24 protein-coding genes are annotated in these 24,767 nt (G+C 59.7%); 14 read left to right on the top strand and 10 right to left on the bottom strand.

The window, feature by feature from the left end:
* Positions 1-9: 9 nt before the first annotated feature.
* The 8 genes from ACP15S_RS18025 to ACP15S_RS17990 all read left to right on the top strand — a co-directional run bounded on the left by ACP15S_RS18025 (position 10) and on the right by ACP15S_RS17990 (position 9,451).
* Positions 10-1,482, top strand: a complete 1,473-nt coding sequence (locus tag ACP15S_RS18025) for a CpaF family protein (protein WP_425041063.1) — start codon at positions 10-12, stop codon at positions 1,480-1,482.
* 5 nt (positions 1,483-1,487) lie between these two features.
* On the top strand, positions 1,488-2,453 hold the full coding sequence (locus tag ACP15S_RS18020) for a type II secretion system F family protein (RefSeq protein WP_425041062.1): 966 nt from the start codon (positions 1,488-1,490) through the stop codon (positions 2,451-2,453).
* A 13-nt stretch (positions 2,454-2,466) separates the two neighbouring features.
* On the top strand, positions 2,467-3,468 hold the full coding sequence (locus ACP15S_RS18015) for a type II secretion system F family protein (RefSeq protein ID WP_425041061.1): 1,002 nt from the start codon (positions 2,467-2,469) through the stop codon (positions 3,466-3,468).
* 52 nt (positions 3,469-3,520) lie between these two features.
* Complete coding sequence (locus ACP15S_RS18010; RefSeq protein ID WP_425041060.1) at positions 3,521-4,084, top strand: tetratricopeptide repeat protein; 564 nt, start codon at positions 3,521-3,523, stop codon at positions 4,082-4,084.
* 43 nt (positions 4,085-4,127) lie between these two features.
* Entirely contained in the window at positions 4,128-4,985 is an 858-nt protein-coding gene (locus ACP15S_RS18005; RefSeq protein ID WP_425041059.1) for a tetratricopeptide repeat protein, read from the top strand.
* A 5-nt stretch (positions 4,986-4,990) separates the two neighbouring features.
* Positions 4,991-5,500 carry a prepilin peptidase gene (locus tag ACP15S_RS18000; protein WP_425041058.1) on the top strand — a complete coding sequence of 170 codons (510 nt, stop codon included), beginning with the start codon at positions 4,991-4,993 and terminating at the stop codon, positions 5,498-5,500.
* Between the two features lie 63 nt (positions 5,501-5,563).
* On the top strand, positions 5,564-6,874 hold the full coding sequence (locus tag ACP15S_RS17995; RefSeq protein ID WP_425041057.1) for an ATPase: 1,311 nt from the start codon (positions 5,564-5,566) through the stop codon (positions 6,872-6,874).
* Positions 6,875-7,036: 162 nt separating this feature from the next.
* Positions 7,037-9,451, top strand: a complete 2,415-nt coding sequence (locus tag ACP15S_RS17990; RefSeq protein ID WP_425041056.1) for a ligase-associated DNA damage response DEXH box helicase — start codon at positions 7,037-7,039, stop codon at positions 9,449-9,451.
* A gap of 2 nt (positions 9,452-9,453) precedes the next feature.
* Here ACP15S_RS17990 and ACP15S_RS17985 read toward each other — a convergent pair whose 3' ends face one another.
* Positions 9,454-10,251: an N-acyl homoserine lactonase family protein gene (locus ACP15S_RS17985; protein ID WP_425041055.1), complete on the bottom strand. Its 798-nt coding sequence runs from the start codon at positions 10,249-10,251 to the stop codon at positions 9,454-9,456.
* Positions 10,248-10,526 (bottom strand): putative quinol monooxygenase, encoded by a 279-nt coding sequence (locus ACP15S_RS17980; protein WP_425041054.1) that lies wholly within the window; start codon positions 10,524-10,526, stop codon positions 10,248-10,250. The genes ACP15S_RS17985 and ACP15S_RS17980 overlap by 4 nt, the downstream gene beginning before the upstream one ends.
* Positions 10,527-10,605: 79 nt before the next feature.
* Here ACP15S_RS17980 and ACP15S_RS17975 point away from each other — a divergent pair, with 79 nt between their 5' ends.
* Complete coding sequence (locus ACP15S_RS17975; RefSeq protein WP_425041053.1) at positions 10,606-11,625, top strand: Gfo/Idh/MocA family protein; 1,020 nt, start codon at positions 10,606-10,608, stop codon at positions 11,623-11,625.
* Between the two features lie 23 nt (positions 11,626-11,648).
* Here the strand turns inward: ACP15S_RS17975 and ACP15S_RS17970 are convergent, their stop codons facing one another.
* The 6 genes from ACP15S_RS17970 to ACP15S_RS17945 all read right to left on the bottom strand — a co-directional run bounded on the left by ACP15S_RS17970 (position 11,649) and on the right by ACP15S_RS17945 (position 19,403).
* Complete coding sequence (locus tag ACP15S_RS17970) at positions 11,649-12,035, bottom strand: response regulator (RefSeq protein WP_425041052.1); 387 nt, start codon at positions 12,033-12,035, stop codon at positions 11,649-11,651.
* Between the two features lie 117 nt (positions 12,036-12,152).
* Positions 12,153-13,370 carry a sensor histidine kinase gene (locus ACP15S_RS17965; RefSeq protein ID WP_425041051.1) on the bottom strand — a complete coding sequence of 406 codons (1,218 nt, stop codon included), beginning with the start codon at positions 13,368-13,370 and terminating at the stop codon, positions 12,153-12,155.
* Between the two features lie 87 nt (positions 13,371-13,457).
* A complete protein-coding gene (locus ACP15S_RS17960) occupies positions 13,458-16,754 on the bottom strand; it encodes a chemotaxis protein CheB (protein WP_425041050.1) in 3,297 nt (1,098 codons plus the stop codon).
* A gap of 53 nt (positions 16,755-16,807) precedes the next feature.
* Positions 16,808-17,197 (bottom strand): response regulator, encoded by a 390-nt coding sequence (locus tag ACP15S_RS17955; RefSeq protein WP_425041049.1) that lies wholly within the window; start codon positions 17,195-17,197, stop codon positions 16,808-16,810.
* 21 nt (positions 17,198-17,218) lie between these two features.
* The gene (locus tag ACP15S_RS17950) at positions 17,219-18,643 is read right to left on the bottom strand and encodes an ATP-binding protein (RefSeq protein WP_425041048.1); all 1,425 of its coding nucleotides are present in this window, start codon (positions 18,641-18,643) and stop codon (positions 17,219-17,221) included.
* A 16-nt stretch (positions 18,644-18,659) separates the two neighbouring features.
* Positions 18,660-19,403: a substrate-binding periplasmic protein gene (locus tag ACP15S_RS17945; protein ID WP_425041047.1), complete on the bottom strand. Its 744-nt coding sequence runs from the start codon at positions 19,401-19,403 to the stop codon at positions 18,660-18,662.
* 200 nt (positions 19,404-19,603) lie between these two features.
* On the opposite strand from ACP15S_RS17945, the gene glyA reads away from it, so the two are divergent.
* The gene (glyA, locus tag ACP15S_RS17940) at positions 19,604-20,923 is read left to right on the top strand and encodes a serine hydroxymethyltransferase (RefSeq protein WP_425041046.1); all 1,320 of its coding nucleotides are present in this window, start codon (positions 19,604-19,606) and stop codon (positions 20,921-20,923) included.
* Between the two features lie 10 nt (positions 20,924-20,933).
* Positions 20,934-21,890 (top strand): NAD(P)-dependent oxidoreductase, encoded by a 957-nt coding sequence (locus ACP15S_RS17935; protein ID WP_425041045.1) that lies wholly within the window; start codon positions 20,934-20,936, stop codon positions 21,888-21,890.
* Between the two features lie 4 nt (positions 21,891-21,894).
* Here the strand turns inward: ACP15S_RS17935 and ACP15S_RS17930 are convergent, their stop codons facing one another.
* Both ACP15S_RS17930 and msrB read right to left on the bottom strand, forming a co-directional pair.
* Entirely contained in the window at positions 21,895-22,020 is a 126-nt protein-coding gene (locus ACP15S_RS17930; protein WP_425041044.1) for a hypothetical protein, read from the bottom strand.
* A gap of 161 nt (positions 22,021-22,181) precedes the next feature.
* A complete protein-coding gene (gene msrB, locus ACP15S_RS17925) occupies positions 22,182-22,646 on the bottom strand; it encodes a peptide-methionine (R)-S-oxide reductase MsrB (protein ID WP_425041043.1) in 465 nt (154 codons plus the stop codon).
* Positions 22,647-22,754: 108 nt separating this feature from the next.
* On the opposite strand from msrB, the gene ybgC reads away from it, so the two are divergent.
* The 3 genes from ybgC to tolR all read left to right on the top strand — a co-directional run bounded on the left by ybgC (position 22,755) and on the right by tolR (position 24,765).
* Complete coding sequence (gene ybgC, locus ACP15S_RS17920) at positions 22,755-23,144, top strand: tol-pal system-associated acyl-CoA thioesterase (RefSeq protein ID WP_425041042.1); 390 nt, start codon at positions 22,755-22,757, stop codon at positions 23,142-23,144.
* Positions 23,145-23,597: 453 nt separating this feature from the next.
* The gene (tolQ, locus tag ACP15S_RS17915; RefSeq protein ID WP_425041041.1) at positions 23,598-24,293 is read left to right on the top strand and encodes a protein TolQ; all 696 of its coding nucleotides are present in this window, start codon (positions 23,598-23,600) and stop codon (positions 24,291-24,293) included.
* A 4-nt stretch (positions 24,294-24,297) separates the two neighbouring features.
* Positions 24,298-24,765, top strand: a complete 468-nt coding sequence (tolR, locus tag ACP15S_RS17910; RefSeq protein ID WP_425041040.1) for a protein TolR — start codon at positions 24,298-24,300, stop codon at positions 24,763-24,765.
* The last annotated feature ends 2 nt before the right edge of the window (positions 24,766-24,767 follow it).

The raw sequence follows: 24,767 nt of genomic DNA, 5'->3' as shown, positions 1-24,767 counted from the left end.
GGAAACCAAATGTTCTCTAAATACCGAAAAGCTGCCCCCGGTAAATCAGAGCCCAAAACGGCAAATAATGTCACAAAGATGCCGGTCAAATCAGACGCGCCAGCCTCTGGTGAGGCCCCGGCCGATGATGACGCGCCCATTTCCCTGCGCCGCCCGATGCCCAAGAAGGTCTCCGCCGCGGCGGGACCGGCGGACAAGGAACGCAAGCGCAAGGAGCGGATGGGCGAGCTCAAGCTGGAGCTGCACCGGTCGCTGCTGGACAACCTCAACCTCGCGGCCCTGGAGAACGCCTCCGAGGCGGATCTCAAAGCCGAGATCGCCGATATCTCCGGCGAGGTTCTGGGCGAGAAGGGCGTGGTCCTCAACCGCGAGGACCGCACAACGCTCATTCAGGAATTGTTCGACGAGGTGAAGGGCCTTGGCCCGCTGGAAAGCCTGCTCAAGGACGAGACGGTCAACGACATTCTTGTGAACGGCCCTCAGCAGGTGTTCGTCGAGCGCGCGGGCAAGCTGATGCTCTCGGATGTGACCTTCAAGGACGAAAAGCACCTGCTGCGGATCATCGACAAGATCGTCTCCGCCGTGGGTCGCCGCGTTGATGAGAGCAACCCTTATGTGGACGCCCGTCTGGCCGATGGTTCGCGTTTCAACGCCATGGTGCCGCCAATTGCGGTGGACGGCAGCCTCGTTTCCATCCGGAAGTTCAAAAAGGACAAGCTGGGCATCGACGATCTCGTCAAGTTTGGCGCCTTTACCGAAGAGATGGCCGCCTATCTTCAGGCCGCCGTGGCCACCCGCCTCAACGTGATCGTCTCAGGCGGGACGGGTTCGGGTAAAACAACGACGCTCAACGCCTTGTCCTCGTTCATTGATGATGCCGAGCGGATCCTCACGATTGAGGATACGGCCGAACTTCAGCTGCAACAGACCCATGTGGGCCGGATGGAAAGCCGCCCGCCCAACGTCGAAGGCAAGGGCGAGGTCTCGCCCCGCGATTGTCTGAAAAACGCCCTGCGGATGCGCCCCGATCGCATCATCGTGGGGGAGACGCGCGGCGAGGAAGTGATCGACATGCTCCAGGCCATGAACACCGGGCACGACGGCTCGATGACCACGATCCACGCCAACAACCCGCGCGACGGGATTTCACGTCTGGAAAACATGATTGCCATGGCCGGCATCGAAATGCCGATCAAGGCCGTGCGCAGCCAAATCTCCTCGGCTGTGAACCTCATCGTGCAGGCCTCGCGTCTGCAAGACGGCTCGCGCCGCATGACTTCGATCACGGAAGTGACCGGCATGGAAGGCGATGTGATCTCCATGCAGGAGATCTTCCGCTACCAACGCGTGGGCCTGACGCCCGACAACCGCATTATCGGCCATTTTACGGCCACCGGCGTGCGCTCGCACTTCTCCGAGCGCTTCCGCCTGTGGGGCTACGATCTGCCCCCCACAATCTTTGAGCCCTTTGCTGCGGAGTAGCTGCCATGATCTCAGCAGAACCCATTATCTACGGCCTGATCTTTGTCGGCGTTCTGGTGCTCGTTGAGGGCATCTACCTGACCGTCTTTGGCAAATCGATCAGCCTGAATAACCGCGTCAACCGCCGCCTGGAGATGCTCGACAAGGGCACGCGGCGCGAAGAAGTGCTGGAAAAACTCCGCAAGGAGATGAACCAGCATATGAAATCGCGCTCGGTGCCGCTCTATTCGCTGCTGGCGAAAAAGGCGCAGATCGCGGCGATTGCCTTCTCGCCCACCCAGCTCATCATGATGATGGTCGGGGTGTCTGCCCTGTCATTTCTTGCCCTGACCGTGGGCACGGAGGCGGGTCTTCCCATGCGCATCCTGGGCGGTGTCGTCATGGGGGTGGGCGGCGTGTTTTTCTGGGTGAATTCCAAGGCCAACAAGCGGCTGTCGATGCTGGAGGAACAGCTCCCTGACGCGATCGAGCTCATTGTGCGCAGCCTGCGCGTGGGCCATCCCTTCTCCTCGGCCATCGCGATTGTCTCGAAAGAAGTCAAAGACCCCCTGGCTACCGAATTTGGCATGATTGCCGATGAAGCGGCTTATGGTCGGGATGTGGGCGATGCGATCAAAGCCATGGCCGAACGCCTCGACATGCAGGATTTGCGCTTTCTGGCTGTTGCTGTGACGATCCAGCAGCAATCTGGCGGCAACCTTGCGGAGATCCTCGCGGGCCTGTCAAAGGTGATCCGGGCCCGCTTCCGGCTGTTCCGGCGCGTGGCTGCGATCACGGCTGAGGCGAAATGGTCGGGCAAGTTCCTCTCTGGCTTCCCCGTGGCCGCGCTGATCTTCATTCAGGTAACAGACCCCAACTACTACGACGATGTGCTCGATCATCCGTGGTTTATCCCGGCGTGTTTCGTGGTGGGCGGATTTCTGGCTGGCAACCTGTTTGTCATGCGCATCCTGACCAACATCAAAGTGTGAGGAGATCAGCCCAATGGAAGCCCTGAACCCGCTCTTTGAACCATTCCTCGGCGCGCTGGCGCCGATGTGGCCCATTTTCATCGTTGGCTTTCTCGGAATTGCGCTCGTTCTGATCGCCATTCCGATGATGCTCAACGCCAAGAATGACCCCTATGAGAAGCTCGCCGCCAAGGCCAAGCAAAAGACGGGCGGCTCCTCGAAGGAAGGCGCGCTGCGTCATACCTCGCGCAATGAGAAGCTCGACAAATACGCGGCCTTTCTGGAACCACAAGACGCTGAAGAATATTCTGAAATCGCCAAGAAACTGATGCAGGCGGGCTACCGCGGCAAAGATGCCGTGCGCATGTTCTACGCCGCGCAGGTGATCCTTGGCGTGCTCGCTCTGGGCGCGGGGCTTGCCTATTACTACCTCGCGATTGGCCCCGAGAATGCGACCGTTCAGCAGATGGCGATGTATATTCTGGGCCCCGGGGCGGCAGGCTATTTCGCGCCCAAATACTGGGTCACGCGGCGCGTCGAGGAGCGCAAGCAGCAGATCGAGGAGGGCTTTCCCGACAGCCTCGACATGTTGCTGGTCTGCGTGGAAGCGGGCCAGTCCATGGATCAGGCGATCCTGCGTGTGGCCGCCGAGCTCGAAACCTCCTTTCCCTCGCTGGCCTATGAATTCAAAGTCGTGAGCCACGAGATGAAGGCCGGCAAGGACAAGACACAGGTCCTCAACGACATGGGCGAGCGCTGCGGCGTGCAGGATGTGCAGAGTTTTGTGACCGTTCTCATCCAGTCGCAGACCTTCGGGACCTCGATCGCAGAGGCCTTGCGTGTCTATTCTGCCGAAATGCGGGACAAACGCGTCATGCGCGCCGAAGAAAAGGCAAACAAGTTGCCAACGAAGATGACCCTTGCCACAATGATGCTCACGGTGCCTCCGCTCCTGATCATCCTCGTGGGTCCGTCCCTGCACGGGATCACCCAGCTTGGCGGGATCAGCGGAACGGTCGGCGTCGAAGACGAATAAAAGCCCCGGCAAACGGGGCGCCTGAGCAGATTTGTGAGCAATGAGCCCCGCCATGTACAAGCCGATTGGACTTGTCTGTCTGACCCTGACGTTTCTGGCTGCCTGTGACACGGGCAGCCTGTCCACAACCCAACGTGGCCCCTTCGCACCGGAAGTCGACCGACGCGGAGAACAGGTCGATCAGCTGCTGGTGGGCCACAGGTTGCTGGCCTCCGGAGAGGCGGAGCTGGCGCTGGGTGCGTTCAACCGCGCCGCCGCTCAGCGCGGATTGGATGACGCGGAAGTCCTGTCCTCGCTTGGATCAGCCAACCTGGCCCTGGGCCGCCTGAACCAATCCGAGCAGCTCCTGCGTCGTGCCGTAAAGGCCGAAGATGCCTGGCCTGAGGTCTGGAACAATCTCGGCGTTGTTTTGATGGAACGGGGCAAAAATGCAGAGGCTGAGCAAATTTTGCGCCGCGCCTTCGCGCTGTCGAATGGCGAAAATGACTCAATCCGGGACAATTTACGTTTGGCGCTCGCAAAAATGGAAAAGATTGAATACGGTGACGAGCAAGAACAAGAGTTCAAACTGGTGCGGCGTGGTACGTCGGATTACCTGATCCGGCGCGCAAACTAGACCGACATCTGAACCGAGGCAGAGCAGTAAAAGGACGCAAAACATGCGCCATCCACTCGTTATTGGCTTGGGCCTTGCCACTGTGCTGGGCCTGACGGCATGCGGCGAGATCGACAAGAACGCCGTTGATCGCAAACTCTCCAACCTCAATGTTGTCGATGAGACCGATCTCAACGATGTGATGCTGACAGTGGCCGACCCCAACGAGGCCGTGTCCTATTTTCAGCGCGCCACTGCGGACAATCCCGACCGGATCGACCTGCATCGCGGCCTTGCCGCGTCGCTCATTCGCGCCAAACGGGTGACCGAAGCCGTACCCGTCTGGCGCAAGATCACTGAAATGGATGACGCAACGCCTGCGGATTCCGTTCAACTGGCCGATGCCCTTCTGCGCGACAGCCAGTGGGAGGCCGCCGAGACTGTCCTGGATGCAATCCCGCCCACCCATGAGACCTACAAGCGCTACCGTCTGGAGGCCATGGTTGCAGACAGCAACAAGGAATGGAAACGCGCCGACAGCTTCTACGAGACCGCCGTTGGCCTGACGACAACGCCTGCGAGCGTCATGAACAACTGGGGCTATTCCAAGCTCACCCGGGGCGATTTCGACGGGGCAGAACGGCTCTTCCTGGATGCCATCCGTCAGGACGACACGCTCTTTACCGCCAAGAACAACCTCGCCCTCGCGCGTGGCGCGCAAGGCAATTACCAATTGCCCGTTGTGCCCATGAGCCAGGAGGAACGTGCCAACCTGCTGCACACACTGGGGCTGGCCGCAATCAAACGCGGGGACGTGGAAACCGGCAAAGGCCTGTTCCGCGATGCCATCGACAGCCATCCGCAATATTTCGAAGCCGCTGTCCGGTCTCTGGATGCGCTCGAAAACAACGTGACGAACTAAGCGCCATGGTGCTTGGTCTGACGGTTTGGGAGGCCGCATGGTTTGCGCCTTTCGTCCTGCCCATCTGTCTTTACGTGGCGTGGTCTGACTGCCGCGGGATGATCATCCCGAACAAGGCCGTGCTCGCGTTGCTCATCGTGTTCTTTGGCGTTGGCCTCATTGCCCTGCCCTTCATGGATTGGGCCTGGCGGTGGAGCCATTTTGCCGCGATCCTCGTGGCGGGCATGGTGATGAATGCCGCGGGCGCTGTGGGCGCGGGCGATGCCAAGTTTGCCGCGGCGGCCGCGCCGTTTATTGCCCTGGGCGATCTGGTCATCGTCTTGCTGCTTCTGGCGGCAACAATCCTTGCGGCCTTCGCCACCCACCGCATCGCCAAACACACCGGCCTGCGCAACCTCGCACCGGATTGGAAAAGCTGGGAAACCGGCTCGGATTTCCCGATGGGGCTGGCCCTTGGCCCCGCTTTGGCACTCTACCTCTTGCTTGGCCTCATTTTTGGCGCGGTGCCGTCATAGAGAACCCTGATTGTTAAGCTCTTGTCGCGATCATGCGCGTGATCTGACGGAGTTTACCCTTCCATGAATATGCAAACCGGAAATGTCATGGCCCCCCCTGCCCCCAAGCGGCTGGAGGAGATGCAACTTTCCATGGTCATGATGCGGGATATCCTGCTCAAGACGATGTTTCGCAAGAACCTCGATATGGTCACGCATCTGGCCGAGGCGATCTGTCTGCCAGTGCCGGTCACGCAAGAGCTCGTCGATCTGGCCCGCTCTCAACGCTTGCTTGAGGCCACAGGGACGCTCAATGCCAATGCTGGCAACGAGATGGGCTATCAGCTCACAGACGCTGGCAAACAACGCGCCCTCGATGCGCTTGCGCAATCCGAATACTATGGTGCAATGCCTGTGCCGCTCGATGTCTATCGCGAACAGATCAAGCGCCAATCGATCCGCAATATTCAGATCAATCGGGATCAGCTGACAGGCGCCATGGGCGACCTGATCCTGCCGCCCACTTTGATGGATCAGCTGGGCCCTGCGGTATCTGCGGGACGCTCTGTCTTGATGTATGGCCCGCCCGGCAACGGGAAGTCTTCGATCTCCAACGGGATCCGCAATGCCATGGGCGACAAGATCTACGTCCCGCGCGCGATTGAATATGCCGGTCAGGTGATCACGGTCTATGACCCCATCGTGCATTCGGAAGCGGAGGCGGAGGTGGATGACCCGAACTCCCTGCGCCGCACCGCCAATCGCTATGACACGCGCTATGTCAAATGCGTCCGCCCCACGGTTGTGACGGGGGGTGAGCTGTCTCTCAAAATGCTCGATCTTGTCTACAACCCCACTGCGCGCACCTATCAGGCACCGTTGCAGCTCAAATCGACCGGCGGCATTTTCATCGTGGACGACCTCGGCCGTCAGGAAGAACCGCCGCAAGCGCTGGTCAACCGCTGGATTGTGCCTCTCGAAGAGGGCCGCGATATCCTTGCGCTGCAATCTGGGGAAAAGTTCGAGGTGCCCTTCGACACGCTGGTGATCTTTTCCACCAACTTCCACCCCAACGAGATTTTTGACCAGGCCGCCCTGCGCCGGATTTTCTTCAAGATCAAGATTGATGGCCCCGATCAGGAAGGCTTCCTGAAGATCTTTGCCATGGTGGCCAAGAAAAAGGGCCTGCCGCTGGATGAGGCGAGCCTCGTGCATCTGTTGCAGACCAAATACCCGACGATCAAGAATATCTACGCGAACTACCAGCCCGTGTTCCTGATCGATCAAATCCTGTCGATCTGCGCTTTTGAAGGCATCCCACCGCAGATGCGCCCCGATCTGGTGGACCGCGCCTGGGCCAATATGTTCGTAAAGGACGAAACCATCGTGAAGTGATCCCAATGTGCGGGCTTTCGCCCGCGCCTCTTTAAGCCCCGCCTTTGGCGGCGGGGCCGTTCGGGGCGCTGCCCCGGGCGCAAACAAGTTTGCGCCTCCCCGAGGTATTTTGAGGCAAAAGAAGACTGGATGGTCTGCGCGCACGCCCTATGCTGCGCTGGCATGACGGCATTACCTCAGTCTTTGAAAACCTGGTTTGCGGCGCAAGGCTGGCAGGTTCACCCTCATCAGCAAGAGATGTTGGCGCGCGCGCATCTGCCTGCGCTTTTGCTCATTGCGCCAACGGGGGGCGGCAAGACGCTTGCGGGGTTTTTGCCCACTCTGGCGGAATTGGCGGACGGCTCACATGCGGGGCTGCATACGCTTTACGTCTCTCCGCTCAAGGCGCTGGCTGCTGATATCAAGCGAAATTTGCGACGCCCGGTTGAGGAAGCAGGCTTGCCCATACGGATCGAGGATCGGACGGGCGATACGTCATACACGCAAAAACGCAGGCAGCGCGCCGATCCACCGCATATCCTTCTGACGACGCCGGAAAGTCTGGCGTTGCTCACGTCGTATGAAGATGCGCCGCGCATGTTTGCGGGGCTCAAGCGTGTGGTGATTGACGAGATCCATGCTTTGGCTGAAAGCAAGCGGGGGGATCAGCTGTTTCTGTCGCTTGCGCGGTTGCAGCGGTTTTGTCCCGACCTGCGGCGTGTGGGCCTCTCCGCCACAGTGGATGATCCTGACGCGATCGCCCATTTGATGGCGCGCCATCCTGATCCCTGCCCAATTCTCACTGCGGACCCCGGCCCTGCGCCTGATATTGACATGCTGGCCGTTGATGAGGCGCCCCCGTGGGCGGGAGGCGGCGCGGCCTACGCAATTCCTGCGGTTCTTGAGGCGGTGCGGGCCCATAAAACCACTTTGATTTTTCACAACACACGCGCGCAGGCGGAGTTGTTTTTTCACAACCTTTGGCTGGCCAATGAAGAGGCCCTGCCCATCGGCATACATCACGGCAGCCTTGATCGGCAGCAGCGCGAGAAGGTTGAGGCCGCGATGGTCAACGGGGCTTTGCGCGCGGTTGTCTGCACGGGTTCGCTTGATCTCGGGATCGATTGGGGGGATGTGGATCTCGTTATTCAGGTGGGCGCGCCCAAGAACGTCAAACGCCTGGTGCAGCGGATTGGCCGGGCCAATCACCGCTACAACGCCCCGTCCAAAGCGCGGCTTGTGCCGGCCAACCGCTTTGAAATTGTCGAATGTCAGGCCGCGCTTGCAGCTGTCAAGGCGCAGACCCTCGACGGCGAGGCGCGCGGGCCCGGGCCGCGCGATGTGCTGTGTCAGCATATCCTGATCACAGCCTGCGCGGGCCCGTTTCACGCCGATGCGCTTTACGATGAGTTTCGCACGGTGGGGGCCTATGCCAATCTGAGCCGGGAGGCCTTTGACGATTGCCTCTCGTTTTGCGCAACCGGCGGCTATGCCCTGCGCGCCTATGATCAGTGGCAGCGGCTGCGCCAGCGTGACGATGGGCTTTGGGAATTGCGCGACCCTCGCGCGGCGCGGCTCATCCGGATGAACATCGGGACCATTCAAGACACCGATACGCTCAAGGTCCGCATGCGCGGGCGCGGCAAGCCATTGGGCGAGGTGGAGGAAGGCTTTGCCGCCTCGCTCACACCCGGCGACACCTTTCTCATAGGCGGGCAGATCGTGCGCTACGAGGGGCTGCGCGAGATGACTGTGGAAGTCACGCGCAATGCCGCCAAGAAGCCCAAGATTGCCACTTTCATGGGGACCAAATTCGCAACATCCACGGAACTCAGTCAACGTATCCTGACGATGTTTCAACAGCCCGATTGGCCCGCGCTGCCCGAGCACACGCGCGAATGGCTGCATTTGCAGCGCCGTGTCTCGCGGCTGCCTGAGCCCGGTCGCCTGTTGATCGAGAGCTTCCCCCATGACGGGCGCGAGCATGCCTGCATCTATGGGTTTGCCGGGCGCAATGCGCAGCAGACGCTGGGGTTGATCCTCTCCAAGCGGATGGAGGAGATGGGGCTGGCGCCGATGGGATTTGTCTCGACCGATTATGCGACGCTTATCTGGGGGCTGGAGCCACTTACAGACCCCGCGCCGCTTTTTGATCTCGCGGCCCTTGAGCAGGGGCTGGACACATGGCTTGCGGGCAATGCCGTCATGAAGCGCACCTTTCGCGCCTCGGCCACCATCGCCGGGCTCATTCAGCGCAACACCGGCGCGCAGCGCAAATCAGGACGGCAGGCCACGTTCAGCTCTGACATTCTCTATGACACGCTCATCAAATATGACCCCGACCACGTGCTGCTCCAGATCACACGATCCGAGGCCATGCGCGGGCTCGTGGATTTTGATCGTATCCGCGATCTGGCGCAGCGCATTTCCGGCCGGGTCGATCTCTTGCGCCTCACCCGTGTGACGCCTCTTGCTGCGCCGCTGTTTCTGGAGCCAGGCCGGGTCCCGGTCAACGGGATTGCAGACGAGCGGCTTCTGGCAGAGGAGGCCCAAAGCCTCATGGCCGAAGCCGGGCTCAGTACGCTCGAGTGCTCCTGAACCTAGAGCTCAATCGCCTTTTGCGGCCCCACATCAAGCCGTACAATATGCGGGGCCAGATCCTGCACAAAGACATCACGCACTTGAGGATCATGGCCCGGCACGATAAGCGCGCGTGTGCTGGCCAAGCGCTCGAGCCTGCCGTAGCCATCCAGCATGTCCTGCAGGTCAACCACGATGGGAAAGGGCTTTTTCAGCCAGAGGTTTTCATAGTAATGCGCCGCATCCGAGGCGAGCACGAGCCAGCCCGCTTGCGTGCGCACCCGCACCGCCTGCAATCCACGGGAATGGCCGCCGATGCAATGCACGCTGACGCCCTCCGCGATCTCTCCGTCGCCATCGTAGAAGGTCAGCTTTCCGGCATAAAGGCGCGTGACCGCCTCACAGACATGCCCGGCCGTAAAGGGCATCCGCAACGTATCGTGGCACATGCAAGGGCCAGTGGCGTAAGCCATCTCCGCGGTTTGCAGATGCAGATGCGCATTGGGAAAGAGACGCAAACCGCCCGCGTGATCATAGTGCAAATGCGTGACGATCACATCGGTGACATCGTCTGGCCGGATGTCAAACGGGCGCAAGGCGTCTCGTGGGTCCAACTGGATCGGGCGATCCCGCGCCGTGGCTTCTTCGGTGTCATAGCCCGTATCCACAAGGATCGTCTGCGATCCATTGCGCAGAACCCAGATGTAGTAATCCATTGGATGCGGGCTGTCGTGGTGGGCGTCGAAGATAAAGCTGTCAGCCCGGGTCCGTGCATTGCGATCGGCATATTTGACGGCGTGAACCTGCCAATCGCTCATCGCAGGACCTCTGCATAGGTCTGGAGTTCTTTTGAGGCAATGAGATGCGCGGCAGCATCCATCTTTTGGTAGTGCGCGGTCTGCATATGGGCTTCAAACGCCGCTCGGTCATCATAGAGCTCATAGAGAAACAGGGTGTCGCCATCGCGGCAGACGTCGAATTGCTGGCATCCGGGCTCTGTCTCGCGCGACGCGCGCGCATTGGCCATCATGTGGGGCAAAAACTGCTCCATCTGCCCTTCTTCAATTTTCAATGTGACAACAACTGCATACATGCCCGGCCCTCCCTTGCGCGGTGTTCTGGTTAGTGCATACCTTACCGCACTGCCCTGAGGTAAGAGAAAGAATTCCGACATGCCTGATCCATTGCGCGTGGCCTGTGTGGGCGCTGGTTATTTCGCTCAGTTTCACTACCAGAGCTGGGCGCGTCTGCCGCAGGTTGCGCTGGTGGGGTCCTGTGATCAGGATCTGGACAAAGCCAAGGCCACGGGCGCGCCCGCCTTTGATGACCTCAGCGCCATGCTGCGGGCAACGCGGCCCGATGTGCTCGACATCATCTTGCCCCCCGCCGCCCATGCCGATGCGATCCGGATTGCCATGCGCGCGGGCGTCCGGACAATGATTTGCCAAAAACCCTTTTGCACATCGCTGGACGAGGCGCGCAAGGTAACGGCGGAGGCCGAGGCGCAAGGGGTAACGCTGGTGATCCACGAGAACATCCGCTTTCAGCCCTGGTATCGCCGCGCCTTCGAGGTCATGACGTCAGGGGTTTTGGGCGAGGTGATGCAGTGCACCTTCCGGCTGCGTCCGGGCGATGGTCAGGGGCCGGATGCCTATCTCGCGCGCCAGCCCTACTTTCAGAAGATGGAGCGGTTTCTTGTGCATGAAACGGCCGTGCACTGGATCGACACCTTTCGCTTTCTACTGGGAGAGCCTTTGGCGGTTTACGCCGATCTCCGGCGGCTCAATCCTGCGATTGCCGGTGAGGATGCAGGCGTGATTGTCTTTGATCATGCAAACGGCGCGCGCGCGATTTTTGATGGCAACAGACATCTCGACCATGCCGCCCAAAACGCGCGCGCCACCATGGGAGAGGCGTTGATCGAAGGCACGCAGGCCACATTGTCGATCAGCGGTGATGGCCGGCTGACGCTGCGGTCGTTTGGGGCGCAGCAGACGCAGGAAGTGCTGGCGCCGACCGATTTTGATGGATTTGGAGGAGATTGCGTGCACGCCTTGCAAACCCATGTCGTAGGGCATCTGGACGAAGGCACACCTCTCGAAAACACGGCGCGCAGCTACCTGCGGGTCATCGAGATTGAAGAGGCGATTTACGCATCTGCATCGCAGGCGCGCAAAGTCTGGCTCGATTGAGTAAGCGACCCGCGCGCGGCGGGCTATCCCGCCTGCCCAAATGACAAGGCCGTCTCGCTCTGGCGCAGAGCCACATGCGAAATCATATCGTTCAGGTCTGCAATCTGAATGGGTTTGCGAAGCACCCAGCGCAGGTTGTTCACCATGTTGAACAACTCACCACGCGGAAACATGCCACTGCCTGTCACATAAACCACTTCCGCCTCAGGCGCTGCATAATTTGCAAAGCTCGCTACTTCGATAGAACTGCCATCATCAATCAGAAGGTCGAGAACAAGAACATCGGGCTTGAAGGTCTTCAAAGCCTGGATCGCCTCACTGCAGCTACTTAAAGCAATGACGTCATGGCCGGCGCTTTCCAGGCCTGCGGAAAAAGTGAAACGAAGACCGGCATCGTCTTCAAGCAGCAATATGGATGACATTCCTAGACCTCGACTTAATTGCCATAGTCTTGTCCGCGGACGGTAAAAAAACTCTTAATCAACGGACCCGGTGGCTAGGTTTTGATAACTTTTTTGAAGGATATCTTAATCTCTGAAGTCGACAGTAAATGTCGCGCCTTGTCCGGGCTCGGAGATCGCGGAAATCGACCAATCATGTCGCCGGCAAACCTCGTGGCATGTGGCCAGGCCAATGCCCATGCCGCGTTTTTCCTGACCCAGACGGACAAATGGCCGAAAGATCTCGTCCGCTTTGCTCTGCGCAAAACCGATCCCATTGTCGCGCACCATGAGCCGCGCCACACCGCCGACCGGCGCGCTGCATCTTACTTCAATGTCAAGGGCACGCTCCGGAGACCGGTACTTTATGGAATTGGCCAGAAGATTGGCGATGAGGATCTGCAGGAGAGCAGGCTCCGCCATCACACGCGTGGGCGTTCCACTGACGGTCAGGGTTCCACCCACTTCGTCCACCATGTGCTCGGCGTCGCGCGCCGCCGAACGCGCAATTTCACGTACATCCACAGGTTCGGCCAAAATGGCCGGAGCGTTGGAACGGGCATGGTCGAGCAATTCCGTCGTGAGCGTGTTCATCTGATCCACGGCCCGGCCCATGTAATCCAGGTATTCGCCAGCGCCATCGGGCAATTGCGCCCCGTATTTCGTGCGAAGTAGCTCCAACAGCCCGCCGATTGTATTGAGCGGCGTGCGCAGATCATGGGACGCCGCGCGCGAGAAGGCCTCGGTGCTCAGCAATGCCTGTCGCAAATCCAGATGCGCGCGCTCCAACCGTGCGAGATTGTCATAGGCTTCCTTGCGGCGCTCGTTCATGCGCGTCAACGCGTCGGCCGTTGCCTTGAGCTGATCCTGTGTCAGCAGATAGAGACGTTCTCCGCGGGTTTCCGATCTGAGCAAAGCCAACCGAAAGACCGTCGCCACCTCGGAAACAGGCCGCTGCAGGCGGCTCATCAAGACGCTTATACTGCCCTTGGCCGCACTTTCCTTCAACAGAAGGGACATTTCGTCGGGCGAATGGCTGGTCAGGTCCGCGAACAACTCTCCCGAATGGTCCGACAGCGTCGTATCCTGCGGCAGAAAGGTGCGCTCGGCGCGCCTGTTACAGACCAGGATGCGGCCCGACCAATCCAGAATGAACGACGCATAAGGAGAGGCCAGAAATGCCGAACTCAGGACGGTTTGGTTGATATCCGCATCACTAGGCATAAGCGACAGAACTGAGTGAACATCTCGCACTGTCCGGTTGGATGGAACCACAAGCGGCGCGAAAGGTCGAACAGCGTTCATGGAGTAGTGCCTTCCGCGCATCAGGGGGGGTGCGCCCACAATCCGCATTCGCGGTTAACGCAGCCTTAACACGCCATCCTGTCCAACTCATTTTTTCGCAACTTGTTCGGAAGCATCTCGCGCCTGCAAAAGCGACCCATAGACATGGGAGACCCGTCCGTCGTCGCGCTTGCGCGTCGAGACCCTCAGGATATACCGGGCCTCACCCACAGGTTGGGCGTTGATAAAGCAAGTGGTCTCAAACGGTGTGCCGCTCTCGATCGCCCTGTGGAAGAGGTTCGAGATTTCATCATGTGTGTCGCCCGTCAGCTTCAGTAGAAGGCTCTCGGACGTGGGCGAGAAGGTTTCGCTGGAATAGCCCAGCAGATCATACATCGAGCTGTTCCAGACAGTCAGATTATTGGCCACATCGATCGAGAAAAATCCGATGCCCAGCTCTGCCTGAACGGTCTGGAGGTGTGACATCAGGATCGCGTGTTCAGTTTGCTTGGCGGTGTCCCACATGACGCCAATCAACTGCACCGGCTGGCCGAAATTATCCTCAACCAGAGTTGTGCTGCCAAACACTGTCCGGATGCGGCCATCCGCACCAAACATACGGGTTTCGGACGAATGTGTCCCGCCATGCCGGATGAGCGTATCGATGGCATCCTGCTCGCTCTGGCGATCCTCGGGATGCACCAATTGCATCACATCTTCCCATATGGGCATCTTGCCCGACCGGTCGCGGCCAAATATCTCGAACATCTCCTTGGACCAGAACAATTCCTCTGTATCCAGATTGTAGGTCCAGCGTGCGACACCCGTGGCCGCGCCCATCATCTCCAGCATGCGGGCGAGCGGCTCATTGTCATACTGCGTGATGGTGATCGACAGGCCGATGAGTTTCTTGTGCAAATCATGCACGGGCGCCATGACCATCGTGAAATATTGCCCATCGGACAGGATGGGCAGACGCCGCGCCTCCTGTAGCCGCAGAACCGTGTTGGCAATCGGCGCAAGCGCGGGAAAGCCCGCAGGCAGATTACACTGGCTCAGATGCACGCCCGTCGGCGGCAATTCCGACAGCCCGAACAATTGCAGCGCCTGTTTCGACATCCGGCGCAGGACAAGGGCTTGATCGGCCAGAGCCACAGCATAAGGCGCCGTGGTCATCATGGCTTCGAGCTCCGAAGCCAGCGCCTGCCGTTCGACGGCGCTGATCTGAAGCTCTTCGTTGACCGTAAGCAATTCCTCATTGGTCGATTGAAGCTCTTCGTTCGACGTCTCCAGCTCCTCGTTTGTGGCCTGGAATTCTTCGTTGGTCGACTGAAGTTCCTCGTTGGCGGATTGCAATTCCTCGTTCGCGGTCTGCAGTTCCTCGATCGTCTGTTGCAGCGCTTCCTGCGTGGATTTGATCTCCTGCTCAATACGCTCGACATAGGCGCGCTGATCATTGTCCTCGATATCGGAGGATTGCAGGTTTGGCACATCCTCGAACTTGGAGTTGATTGCGATCAAGCCCTGCGTTTCGCCGCCGGCCTGATGGGTAAACGGATAGACCTGAAGCTGGATGCGGTTGCCCACCGGCAGATTGAGCGCATGCCAGCGTCCCTCGCGGCGCGCCTCATTGCGCAGGGCCACGGCCAGAAGGCTCATGGCTTCGGAGCGCAAAGGCTCTATCAACATCTTGATATTCAAAGATGTAGCCATCCCGGCCCTGATCTCGATAAAGGGGCTGATATCGCCCAATATCTCGATGATATTGCCATTGCGGGTACAGATCAGACCATTGGGCGCAACCACCCGCGCCAGCGACATCTCTGCCCGCTTGACCGCCTCTTGCGCAACCTGCTCATGATCCGGCGTATGGCGCCGGGACATGCGTGGACTGTAAACGCGCGAGCCCGGCTCAACCGACAATTCGCCCGAGATACCGCGCCGCTTGCCAAAGATCTTGTCGGCCCCTTCCCGGTTCTCGAAATAGACGCCCATTTCGCCCACGGTCTCGGACGTGCCAACAAAGAGAAGCCCCCCGGTCGCCATGGCGTAGTGCAACCGGCTGAGCACACGCTCTTGCAGCGCAAGATTGAAATAGATCAACACGTTGCGAATGCTGACGAGATCGACATTGATGAAGGGCGGGTCCTGGAAGACGTTGTGCTGTGAAAAGAGCGTTACAGCCCGCAGCTCCGGCTTGACCGACACCTCTCCTTCACTGACTATAAAATACTCGTGCAGCAAATGGTTGGGGATGTCCTGCGCCGCTGTGATCGGATAGATCCCGCGCCGGGCAATCTCGACAGCATTCTGGTCAATGTCCGTGGCAAAGACCTGCACGTTGCGCTTTGCAAGCTTGTCGATCCCTCCCAGCAATTCCGCCAGCGTGATCGCAATGGAATAGGCTTCCTCGCCGGTGGCACAGCCCACCACCCAAACGCGGATCGGCCCGGATTTGCGCTTGTCAAGCGCCTCACCCAACTGATCACGCAGCAAGGCGAATTGCTCCGGATCGCGGAAAAACCGCGTCACCGAGATCAGAAGATCGCGGTGCAGCGCGTCAACTTCATCAACGCTGGTGCGGCAATAATCGACATAATCTTCGTAATCGTCGATCCCAAGCGCGCCCATGCGCCGCGCGATACGACGGTTGAGCGTGTTTTCCTTGTAATCAGCAAAGTCGACCCGGGTGCGCGCCAGGAGAATGCCAAACAGCTCGCCCAATGGGTTGGGCTGGTCCATGACCGTGCGGAACGCATCAAGGTTTCGCGGGCGGGCCATGATTTTTTCGAGATGCGTGCCCACCTGTTCGGGAGACAGCGTCAGATCGATGCAGCCCGATTCAATGGCCGATGTGGGCATGCCATCGTATTTCGCGCTGATCGGATCCTGAGCAATGGTGATGCCGCCCGCTTCGCGGATCGCCTGCACCCCGTACCTGCCATCGCTGCCCGTGCCAGACAGCACAATGCCCACCGAACTCTCGCCGCAATTCTCTGCCAAGCTTTTGAACAATCGGTCGGCCGAGGGTTTGGGTGATGCAGGATGCCCGTTAGGCTTGCGCAATCGCAGCAGACCCTTGTGATAGATGACGTCGGTATTGGGCGGTGTGATGTAGAGCGTATCGGGCTCGGGAATGGTTTCGGCCTCAAGCTCTTTGACCGGCAGGCGCGTCTCGCGCGAGATCAGCGACGTCAGAACGCTCTTGTGGGTTGGCGACATGTGCTGCGCAACAACGTAGACCGCGCCGGCATGTTCCGGCAAATTCTGCGCGAGGAGCGAGACCGCTTCAAGGCCACCTGCTGATGCGGCAATGCCCACGAACCGCAGCTGGTCTTGCGAGGTGTCCTCAGCCTGGGCTGCGGCGGCTTTTGCGGGTTTGGAAGTCTTCTTTGTCGTCGTCATTTCGTCTCGCCTAAGATCCTGGCGCCAAAAATTATGCCATACAATTCAGAATCTTAGGCCACCTGGCAATAGGTCGTGACAAGATCGAGCAAACGCCCCGGACTCACCGGTTTAGCCGCAAATCCGTCCATGCCGAGTTCCTTGACCACCGCATCATCATGGTAGCTGACATCGGCCGTCACAGCGACAATGGGCACATCGCGCGGCGGATTGGACTCACTGGCCCGAATGCCATGGGTCGCCTCAATGCCCGACATGACGGGCATATGAAGATCCATCAGAACCAGGCCAAAAGCACCTGGATCGGCATTGATCAGATCAATGCTTTCCTGCCCATTGACGGCATATTCCGCCTCCACACCGAGCGTTGTGATAATCTCTTTCATCATGAAGCGCGTGAACGCATCATCTTCGACCAGCAGCAATTTCTTAGCATGAGACATGACTGACCTATGAGGTTTGCACTACACGCTTAACACGAACATGACAGCATAGCGACCACTATGATCGTCCTCGACCGTGATGGTGCCGCCCATCAGTTTGGCCAATTCAAGACAAATCGCAAGCCCCAAGCCTGAACCACCCTTCGGGCGATCAATGCCATTCTCCAATTGGGTAAAGCGGGAGAACACCCGCTCGCGCTCCTCAGGCGCAATCCCCGGCCCCGTATCGGCCACGGAAATCCGCAAACCATCGCCGCGCGGCGCCACGTCGATATTGACCTCACCCGAGGATGTAAACTTGACGGCATTATCCGTCAGATTGGTAACGATCTGAGTGACCCGGGCCTGATCGAGCTCGTAGTGGTCCTTCAAGTCATCATGCAAGGTCAGCGTGACCTCCACGGATTTGTCCAATATGGCAACCAGGGCCGAGGCCGTTTCCTGCCATTGCCTGGCCAGCTTGCGCATATCCACAGCGCTCCGCCGAATTTCGACGCCAGAGGCATCGAGACGCGCCATGTCGAGAACATTATTGAGCTGGTTGAGAAGTTGGTGTCCTGCCCGCTTGCCGACCCGCGCATATTGCTTGTGTTTTTCTGATGATTCTTCCTGAATCTCGATGAGGTGCAGCAATCCCAAAATCGCATTGAGCGGCGTGCGCACCTCATGGCTCATCGTACTGAGAAACGAGTTGCGCGCCTCGGCCGCACTTTTGGCTTTCTGTTCCGCCGCACTGCGCTCCGCGATTTGCTGTCGCAACCGCGCCATCGCCTCGGAAACCCGGGCTTTGTAGGAATTGATCGCATTGGCGATGCTGTCCAGATCATCGGGTACACGGCGCGGCCTGCGATCCAGCTGAAGAGGACCATCCCGGGCCTCAACGCTGGTGTGATCGACGTAGTCCGCGATCTTGCGCAGATGTTGCGTCACCATCCAGGCAAAAACCGCGAGCAGAGCCAGTGCCGCGAAATAGGCCTTGGTCAGGTTAGAGGCAAAAACCGTCCAGAACTGGGCCACCACGGCGTTCAGGATTTCCGCGCGCCCGACTTCGATAAAGAGCTCCCCCACGACATCCGCCTCGCCAGTGTCCTGCCGTTTCGTCAGGACATAACGCCGCACGATCGAGGAGCCCTCGCCCTCACCTAATTGCCAGCTCTGTCCCGTCGGCGTCGTCAACGTGAGCTGAGCGACAGAGGCATTGCTGCGCAAACCCGCAAGAATGATCTCCACCTGCTCGAAATCAAAGGTCCATAACGCCTGCTCCAGTGATTCCGCCAGGGCCAGCTCAACCTTGTCCAACCCCGCAATAGCCACGTTCGTTTCGCGCTGGTAGGTGGCAAACAATTGCACGCCGGTCGAGAAGACCGACAGGACCGAACTGATTACGAGCGACGCGATAACAAGTCGGATCGCCAAGCTGTTTCTGAAGATATTCAGGATCCCCATGCCGGGAACTCCACATTCACTGTTGATTGAGATGCCGGTCCAGAACGGAGGTCAGGCTGCCATCGGCCCGCATGGCCGCAAGCGTTTCATTGAAGCTCAAGACGATGTCATCGCTGCGCTCCAAACTGCGGCGGACAGCCATGCGAATCCCGTGCAGACCCAGGACACCGGGCGCGAATTCCAACTGATCGGCGAGCTGCGGAGCACTTGTCCGGATGTAGTATTCGGCGACGGGAACACTCACAATCGCCACATCCACCCGGCCTGCCGCCACCATCTGCAAGGCCTGCAGGGTTGTCTTCAGTCCCACGCGGTCGGGATGCTCGGCCTCAATGAGCCATTGATCATAATACGTCCCGGCCCCCACCGCGACACGCAAAGGCAAGAGGCTGTCAATATCCTCGAAACTGTGGCCTGCGCCGGTCCGCTGAATCAGCTGCACGCTGGTGAGGTAATAAGGCTCACTGAACTGCCATTGCTGCGCGCGCTCTTCATTGAAGAACATCGTGCCGACGACTTCGAACTCACCCGCCTCCGTTTCCCCCATGATCCGCGCCCAGGGCAGGATGCGGGTCTCGACCCCATATCCCGCGCGCTCGAGAACCGATGAGACCACATCCATGGCCAAACCGCGCTCGGGAAGCTCTGCGCCCGAGTAAGGCGGCCATTCATCTGCCACGACCCGCAGTGTTTCTGCCCAGCCGCTCAGCGGCATCAGACATAACCAGCTCCAAAAACAGGCTTTTCGAAGTGCTTTCATTTTCCTGGTCCTCATTCCGCAAGCCGGGCTCCCGAAGCGGAGGATATCGTTAATTTTGGTTTAAAAAGTGTGAACATGTCGTTCGGATTTGCCCGGAAGAGACGCGGTGTCTGCCCGCGCGTCGCAAACAGAGTGTCACACCTCGTCCGCGCTGGCTACAAAACACTAACACCATATACGACCGCTGCGAGGGACAGATCATGGATCGACGAGACTGGGTACCTGAGGCCTGCGAGGCCTATGTTCAAACCCTCGCAGCCCCTGTCGCGGCAACCCCTTCGAAGGATATCGCCCAGCGGCTGGCCGATCTGACGCGGGCCAACCGTGACATTCACGAGCGCGCCTGTTTCAACCTGAACCCCGCGACCAATGTGATGAACCCCGCCGCTGAAGCGATGCTCTCACAGGGGCTCGGGTCCCGCCCATCGCTGGGGTATCCCGGCGATAAATACGAGATGGGGCTGGAAGCCATCGAGGAAATCGAGGTGCTGGCGGCCGCGCTTTGTGCCGAGGTCTTTGGCGCCCGTTTTGCGGAAATACGCGTGCCCTCCGGCGCGCTGGCCAATCTCTATGGCTTCATGGCCACCTGCCGGCCCGGCGACCGGATCATCGCGCCCCCGGCGCGCATTGGCGGGCATGTCACGCATCACCAAGCCGGATGTGCCGGGCTCTTCGGCCTCACCATCCACGATGCGCCCGTGGACGTGGCCCGCTATTCCATCGATGTGGGCGCCTTGCGCCACCTGGCCCGAGAGGTGCGCCCGAAGCTGATCACCATTGGCGCGAGCCTCAACCTGTTTGAGCATCCCGTTGCGGAAGTGCGCGCCATCGCAGATGAGGTAGGCGCCAAAGTTATGTTTGATGCCGCCCACCAATGCGGCGTGATCGCCGGCAAGGCCTGGTCAAACCCGCTCGATGATGGCGCGCATTTCATGACGATGAGCACCTACAAGAGCCTTGGCGGGCCCGCAGGCGGCCTGATCGTGACCAATGATCCAGAGCTCGCGGAACGCTTTGACCACATCGCCTTCCCCGGCATGACCGCGAATTTCGATGCGGCCAAATCCGCCGCCCTGGCCATGACCATGCTGGATTGGCGCGACTTTGGCCAAGCCTATGCCCGCGAGATGATCGAGATGGCCCAGGCGCTTGCGCAGGGCCTGAAAGCGGAAAGCCTCGACCTCTTCGAATGTGCCGCAGGCGCGACCGCCTCGCACCAGTTCGCCCTGCATGCGGCTGCGTTCGGCGGTGGTCAAACCGCCTCGAAAACGCTGCGCAAAGCGGGGTTTCTGGCCTGCGGGATCGGGTTGCCCGCCCAAGAGGTTGCAGGTGATCTCAATGGCTTGCGCATCGGAACGCCCGAGCTTGTCCGCTGGGGCATGACCGCGGCGGATGCACCTGAGCTTGCCCGCTTAATTGCCAAAGCCCTGCGTTCCAAAGCGCCCGAAAATCTGAGCGCGGAGGTCGCACAGTGGCGGCAGAGCTTCAGCACGCTGCACCACATCCACAATGTCACGTAAGGACAAGACCATGAAAATCGGCTTCATCGGATTAGGCAATGTCGGCGGCAAATTGTCTGGCTCATTGCTGCGCAACGGGCATGACGTCATGGTGCGTGACCTCAATCCCGAGCTTGTGGCGCAAGCCGTCGCCAAAGGCGCAAGCGAGGCCCAAAGCCCGCGCGAGATGGCAAAGGCCTGTGACACCATCATCACTTGCCTGCCCCACCCCACGATCTCGGCAGCCGTTGTCGAGGGCGAGGATGGCCTCCTCGGAGCATTCGGCCCCGGCAAGATCTGGATGGAGATGTCGACCACTGATGAAGCGGAGGTCAAACGCCTCGGCGCGAAGGTGCTGGCCACAGGCGCGGCGGCTGTGGATTGTCCCGTCTCGGGCGGATGCCACCGCGCGGATACAGGCAACATCTCCATCTTTGCAGGTTGCGACCGCGCCACTTTCGAGCGGATCCTGCCGCTGCTGACAACCATGGGCCGGCGCGTCCTGCATACGGGGGATCTGGGTTCTGCATCGGTCCTCAAAGTGCTGACCAATTATCTCGCAACGGCCAATCTGATCACCTGCGCGGAGGCGCTGACCGTGGCCAAAGGCGCAGGCATGGATCTCGCAACCGCCTATGAAGCGATGCGCATCTCGTCCGGCAATTCCTTCGTGCATGAGACCGAGAGCCAGGTGATCCTCAACGGATCGCGCGATATCTCCTTCACGATGGACCTTGTCCTCAAGGATATTTCGCTCTTCCAGGACGTCGCAGATCGCGCGGGCGTGCCGCTCGACATCAATCCGCTGATGATCGACATCTTCAAAGACGGGATCGACAGGTTCGGCTCCCGCGAACTCTCACCCAACATCATCAAGCGCCTCGAGGAGGCCACAGGGCTCTCGATCACAGCCCCCGGCTTCCCGGCGGAGATGGTGGATGATGAACCGGAAGAACAGGGCTTCGAAGTTGTCCCGAAACACGGCTAGCGCCTCACTGCGCGGCGCGCTCCCCGGACAGGTTCGGATCAGACGCCGTACCGGCAGGCTGCGGGCTCGTCTGCGCCACAACGGCGAGCCCGGCCACAATCAGTGATGCAACAATGACAAATGTCTTCATGAAAACCCCCAAACGTAACAAATGAATGGGGTTATGGTGCCTCACGAGGCGCGGCCACACCAGTCTGGAAATCCATGCCTTTGCCCCTGCAGCGACCTCGCGGCGCGGCTGGCCGAAGGCAAGCCTATCACGCAGCCAGAATGGCCGGGCGGGCAGAACGATCAGGCGGGCAGGAACTTCAGGCTGACCCCGTTGAGACAATGCCGTTTGCCCGTGGGGGGCGGGCCGTCATTGAACACATGCCCCAAATGCGATCCACAACGCCGGCAATGCACCTCTGTGCGGCGCACAAGCAATTTGCGGTCCGGCTTGGTCGCAACAGCATTGTTCAGCGGCTGGTAAAAACTGGGCCACCCGGTGCCGCTGTCGTACTTGGTAGATGACGGATAGAGCGGCAAATCGCAGCCGCGACAGGCATATGTGCCGGTCCGCGTCTCCTTATCCAACGGACTGGAGAAAGGCCGTTCCGTGCCCTCCCGGCGCATCACCTTATATTGCGCCGAGGTCAACATCGCGCGCCATTCGCCCTCACTGCGGCAAATCTCAAATCCGCATTCCGAAGCCTTCGCGGTGCGCGAAAAGGTCAAAACGGCGAAAACGGATGTGCAAAAGGTACGGCGTTGCATTGTGATCTCCTGAACGTGGGCATGCCCTTGTACCGCATCCAGCACCAAACGCTCTTCACAAGCCCGTGCGATTGCACCTCTTCGCGCAAGCGTGTAGCCCTCTGGGCCATGACACATCACTTCTCATGCCGCGTTTTCTACGAAGACACCGACATGGCCGGCATCGTCTACTACGCCAATTACCTCAAATTCATCGAACGGGCGCGCTCGGATTGGGTCAAAGGCCTGGGCATTGATCAGAGGCGCCTGAAAGACGACGAGGGTCTGGTTTTTGCCGTGCGGCGCGTTGAGGCGGATTACCTCGCCCCGGCCCGTCTCGACGATGAGCTGACCATTGCCACGACGGTCGAGCAGATCACCCCGGCCCGCCTTGTCATGCGGCAAATCGTGCGCTGCGCTGGAACCCTGCTCTTTGAGGCGGTCGTGACCATTGTGATGATCAATGACGCGGGCCAGCCCGCGCGTTTGCCCGCCCGCATACGTGGTTTGTTGAATTGAGCCTTTGACAGCACCCTTTTCGCGCGCGCCTTATTTTGCACCGGCTGTGCTTTGGGTCGCCCGCAGGAGCCTCCGGCGGGAGTTTATTGGGCAAGATGAAGGGGATCATCCCTGATCACGACCCGACCGCCAGGCGGGACGCAGGTCGTCATCAGACCCCCCCTTGCACATGGCTCACCACACAGTCTGCCATACGTCGCACCCGTGAAACGATTAATCTTAATGCCTGGTGTAAAGTACCTCTGGCTTCATCTTGCCAAATAAACTCCGGGGGGAGGCCCGATAGGGCCGAGGGGGCTGGCCCCCTCCCAACCTCCACGCATTGGGTACGGTTGGTTCGGCACCTTTCCTATCACGTTTGCGCGCGGTGATTCGTATTCATTGGCTTTCCCCCTCAAAATCCGTTAAGACATGACCAAATAAGTCCGCAAACGGGCATCAGAGAGCAGGCATATGGAAACAGAGGTTTTGGCGGCCGCCAAGGAGATCGATTTCTCCATGTGGGGTCTTTTCGCGCGCGCCACGTTTATCGTCAAACTGGTGATGGTTGCGCTGATCGTCGCGTCGTTCTGGGCGTGGGCGATTTTCATTCAGAAAATCCTGGCATTTCGAAAGGCGCGCGCAGAGGCGGATGCGTTTGATCGTGTGTTCTGGTCCGGTGAGCCTTTGGATGAACTCTTTGAAACCATCGGCCCGGAGCCCGATGGCCGATCAGAGCGGGTCTTTGCCGCAGGCATGGTGGAGTGGCGCCGGTCTCACAAGGCGGACGGCGCGATGATCCCTGGTGCGCAGGCGCGGATTGACCGGGCCATGAACGTAGCCATTGCGCGCGAGGCCGAAAGCCTGCAGGCGCAATTGCCGATCCTCGCCACCATCGGCTCAACCACGCCTTTCGTGGGCCTCTTCGGCACGGTCTGGGGCATCATGAACGCCTTCATCGAGATCGCCGAGCAGCAAAACACCAATCTCGCCGTTGTCGCGCCCGGCATTGCCGAGGCGCTTCTGGCCACGGGTCTGGGTCTTGTCGCGGCGATCCCGGCGGTGATTTTCTACAACAAGCTCACCGCAGACAGTGATCGCATCATCGGCGGCTACGAGAGCTTTGCCGACGAATTCGCAACGATCCTCAGCCGTCAGACGGGCGGTTAGAGCCATGGGGGCCGGTGTCATGAAAGCCAGCGGGGGCCGTCGGCGCAGACGCGTGCGCGGCGGGGCGCAGCCGATGGCGGAAATCAACGTCACGCCTTTTGTCGACGTCATGTTGGTTTTGCTGATCATCTTCATGGTCTCTGCCCCGCTCTTGACTGTGGGCGTGCCAGTGGAGCTGCCCAAAACCGCGGCGGGCGCTTTGCCAACGGAAGCCGAGGAACCTTTGACGGTGACGGTGACTGCAGAGGGTGCCATTCAAATCCAGACAACGGATGTGGCGCGCGACGAATTGATCGGCCGGTTACGGGCCATCGCAGCCGAACGCGCCAGTGATCGCGTCTTCCTGCGGGCCGATGGGGCGGTGCCCTATGAGCAGGTCATGCAGGTCATGGGCGCGCTCAATGCGGGCGGATTTACCAATATCGGGCTGGTCACGGATGTGGGTGGCCCGTCGCTTGACGCAGGCCAGTAGGG

Origin of the sequence: Primorskyibacter sp. S187A (genome assembly GCF_049800955.1) — a bacterium.
In the GTDB taxonomy this organism is placed as follows: domain Bacteria; phylum Pseudomonadota; class Alphaproteobacteria; order Rhodobacterales; family Rhodobacteraceae; genus JAKVBH01.
The sequence above is the reverse complement of the archived record's forward strand: the minus strand, read 5'-3'. Positions and strand labels throughout refer to the sequence as shown.

Excerpts from the sequence above, each read along its gene's own strand:
- ACP15S_RS18025 (WP_425041063.1), top strand. The coding sequence starts at position 10 with ATGTTCTCTAAATACCGAAAAGCTGCCCCCGGTAAATCAGAGCCCAAA.
- ACP15S_RS18020 (WP_425041062.1), top strand. The coding sequence starts at position 1,488 with ATGATCTCAGCAGAACCCATTATCTACGGCCTGATCTTTGTCGGCGTT.
- ACP15S_RS18015 (WP_425041061.1), top strand. The coding sequence starts at position 2,467 with ATGGAAGCCCTGAACCCGCTCTTTGAACCATTCCTCGGCGCGCTGGCG.
- ACP15S_RS18010 (WP_425041060.1), top strand. The coding sequence starts at position 3,521 with ATGTACAAGCCGATTGGACTTGTCTGTCTGACCCTGACGTTTCTGGCT.
- ACP15S_RS18005 (WP_425041059.1), top strand. The coding sequence starts at position 4,128 with ATGCGCCATCCACTCGTTATTGGCTTGGGCCTTGCCACTGTGCTGGGC.
- ACP15S_RS18000 (WP_425041058.1), top strand. The coding sequence starts at position 4,991 with ATGGTGCTTGGTCTGACGGTTTGGGAGGCCGCATGGTTTGCGCCTTTC.
- ACP15S_RS17995 (WP_425041057.1), top strand. The coding sequence starts at position 5,564 with ATGAATATGCAAACCGGAAATGTCATGGCCCCCCCTGCCCCCAAGCGG.
- ACP15S_RS17990 (WP_425041056.1), top strand. The coding sequence starts at position 7,037 with ATGACGGCATTACCTCAGTCTTTGAAAACCTGGTTTGCGGCGCAAGGC.
- ACP15S_RS17985 (WP_425041055.1), bottom strand. The coding sequence starts at position 10,251 with ATGAGCGATTGGCAGGTTCACGCCGTCAAATATGCCGATCGCAATGCA.
- ACP15S_RS17980 (WP_425041054.1), bottom strand. The coding sequence starts at position 10,526 with ATGTATGCAGTTGTTGTCACATTGAAAATTGAAGAAGGGCAGATGGAG.
- ACP15S_RS17975 (WP_425041053.1), top strand. The coding sequence starts at position 10,606 with ATGCCTGATCCATTGCGCGTGGCCTGTGTGGGCGCTGGTTATTTCGCT.
- ACP15S_RS17965 (WP_425041051.1), bottom strand. The coding sequence starts at position 13,370 with ATGAACGCTGTTCGACCTTTCGCGCCGCTTGTGGTTCCATCCAACCGG.
- ACP15S_RS17960 (WP_425041050.1), bottom strand. The coding sequence starts at position 16,754 with ATGACGACGACAAAGAAGACTTCCAAACCCGCAAAAGCCGCCGCAGCC.
- ACP15S_RS17955 (WP_425041049.1), bottom strand. The coding sequence starts at position 17,197 with ATGTCTCATGCTAAGAAATTGCTGCTGGTCGAAGATGATGCGTTCACG.
- ACP15S_RS17950 (WP_425041048.1), bottom strand. The coding sequence starts at position 18,643 with ATGGGGATCCTGAATATCTTCAGAAACAGCTTGGCGATCCGACTTGTT.
- ACP15S_RS17945 (WP_425041047.1), bottom strand. The coding sequence starts at position 19,403 with ATGAAAGCACTTCGAAAAGCCTGTTTTTGGAGCTGGTTATGTCTGATG.
- glyA (WP_425041046.1), top strand. The coding sequence starts at position 19,604 with ATGGATCGACGAGACTGGGTACCTGAGGCCTGCGAGGCCTATGTTCAA.
- ACP15S_RS17935 (WP_425041045.1), top strand. The coding sequence starts at position 20,934 with ATGAAAATCGGCTTCATCGGATTAGGCAATGTCGGCGGCAAATTGTCT.
- ACP15S_RS17930 (WP_425041044.1), bottom strand. The coding sequence starts at position 22,020 with ATGAAGACATTTGTCATTGTTGCATCACTGATTGTGGCCGGGCTCGCC.
- msrB (WP_425041043.1), bottom strand. The coding sequence starts at position 22,646 with ATGCAACGCCGTACCTTTTGCACATCCGTTTTCGCCGTTTTGACCTTT.
- ybgC (WP_425041042.1), top strand. The coding sequence starts at position 22,755 with ATGACACATCACTTCTCATGCCGCGTTTTCTACGAAGACACCGACATG.
- tolQ (WP_425041041.1), top strand. The coding sequence starts at position 23,598 with ATGGAAACAGAGGTTTTGGCGGCCGCCAAGGAGATCGATTTCTCCATG.
- tolR (WP_425041040.1), top strand. The coding sequence starts at position 24,298 with ATGGGGGCCGGTGTCATGAAAGCCAGCGGGGGCCGTCGGCGCAGACGC.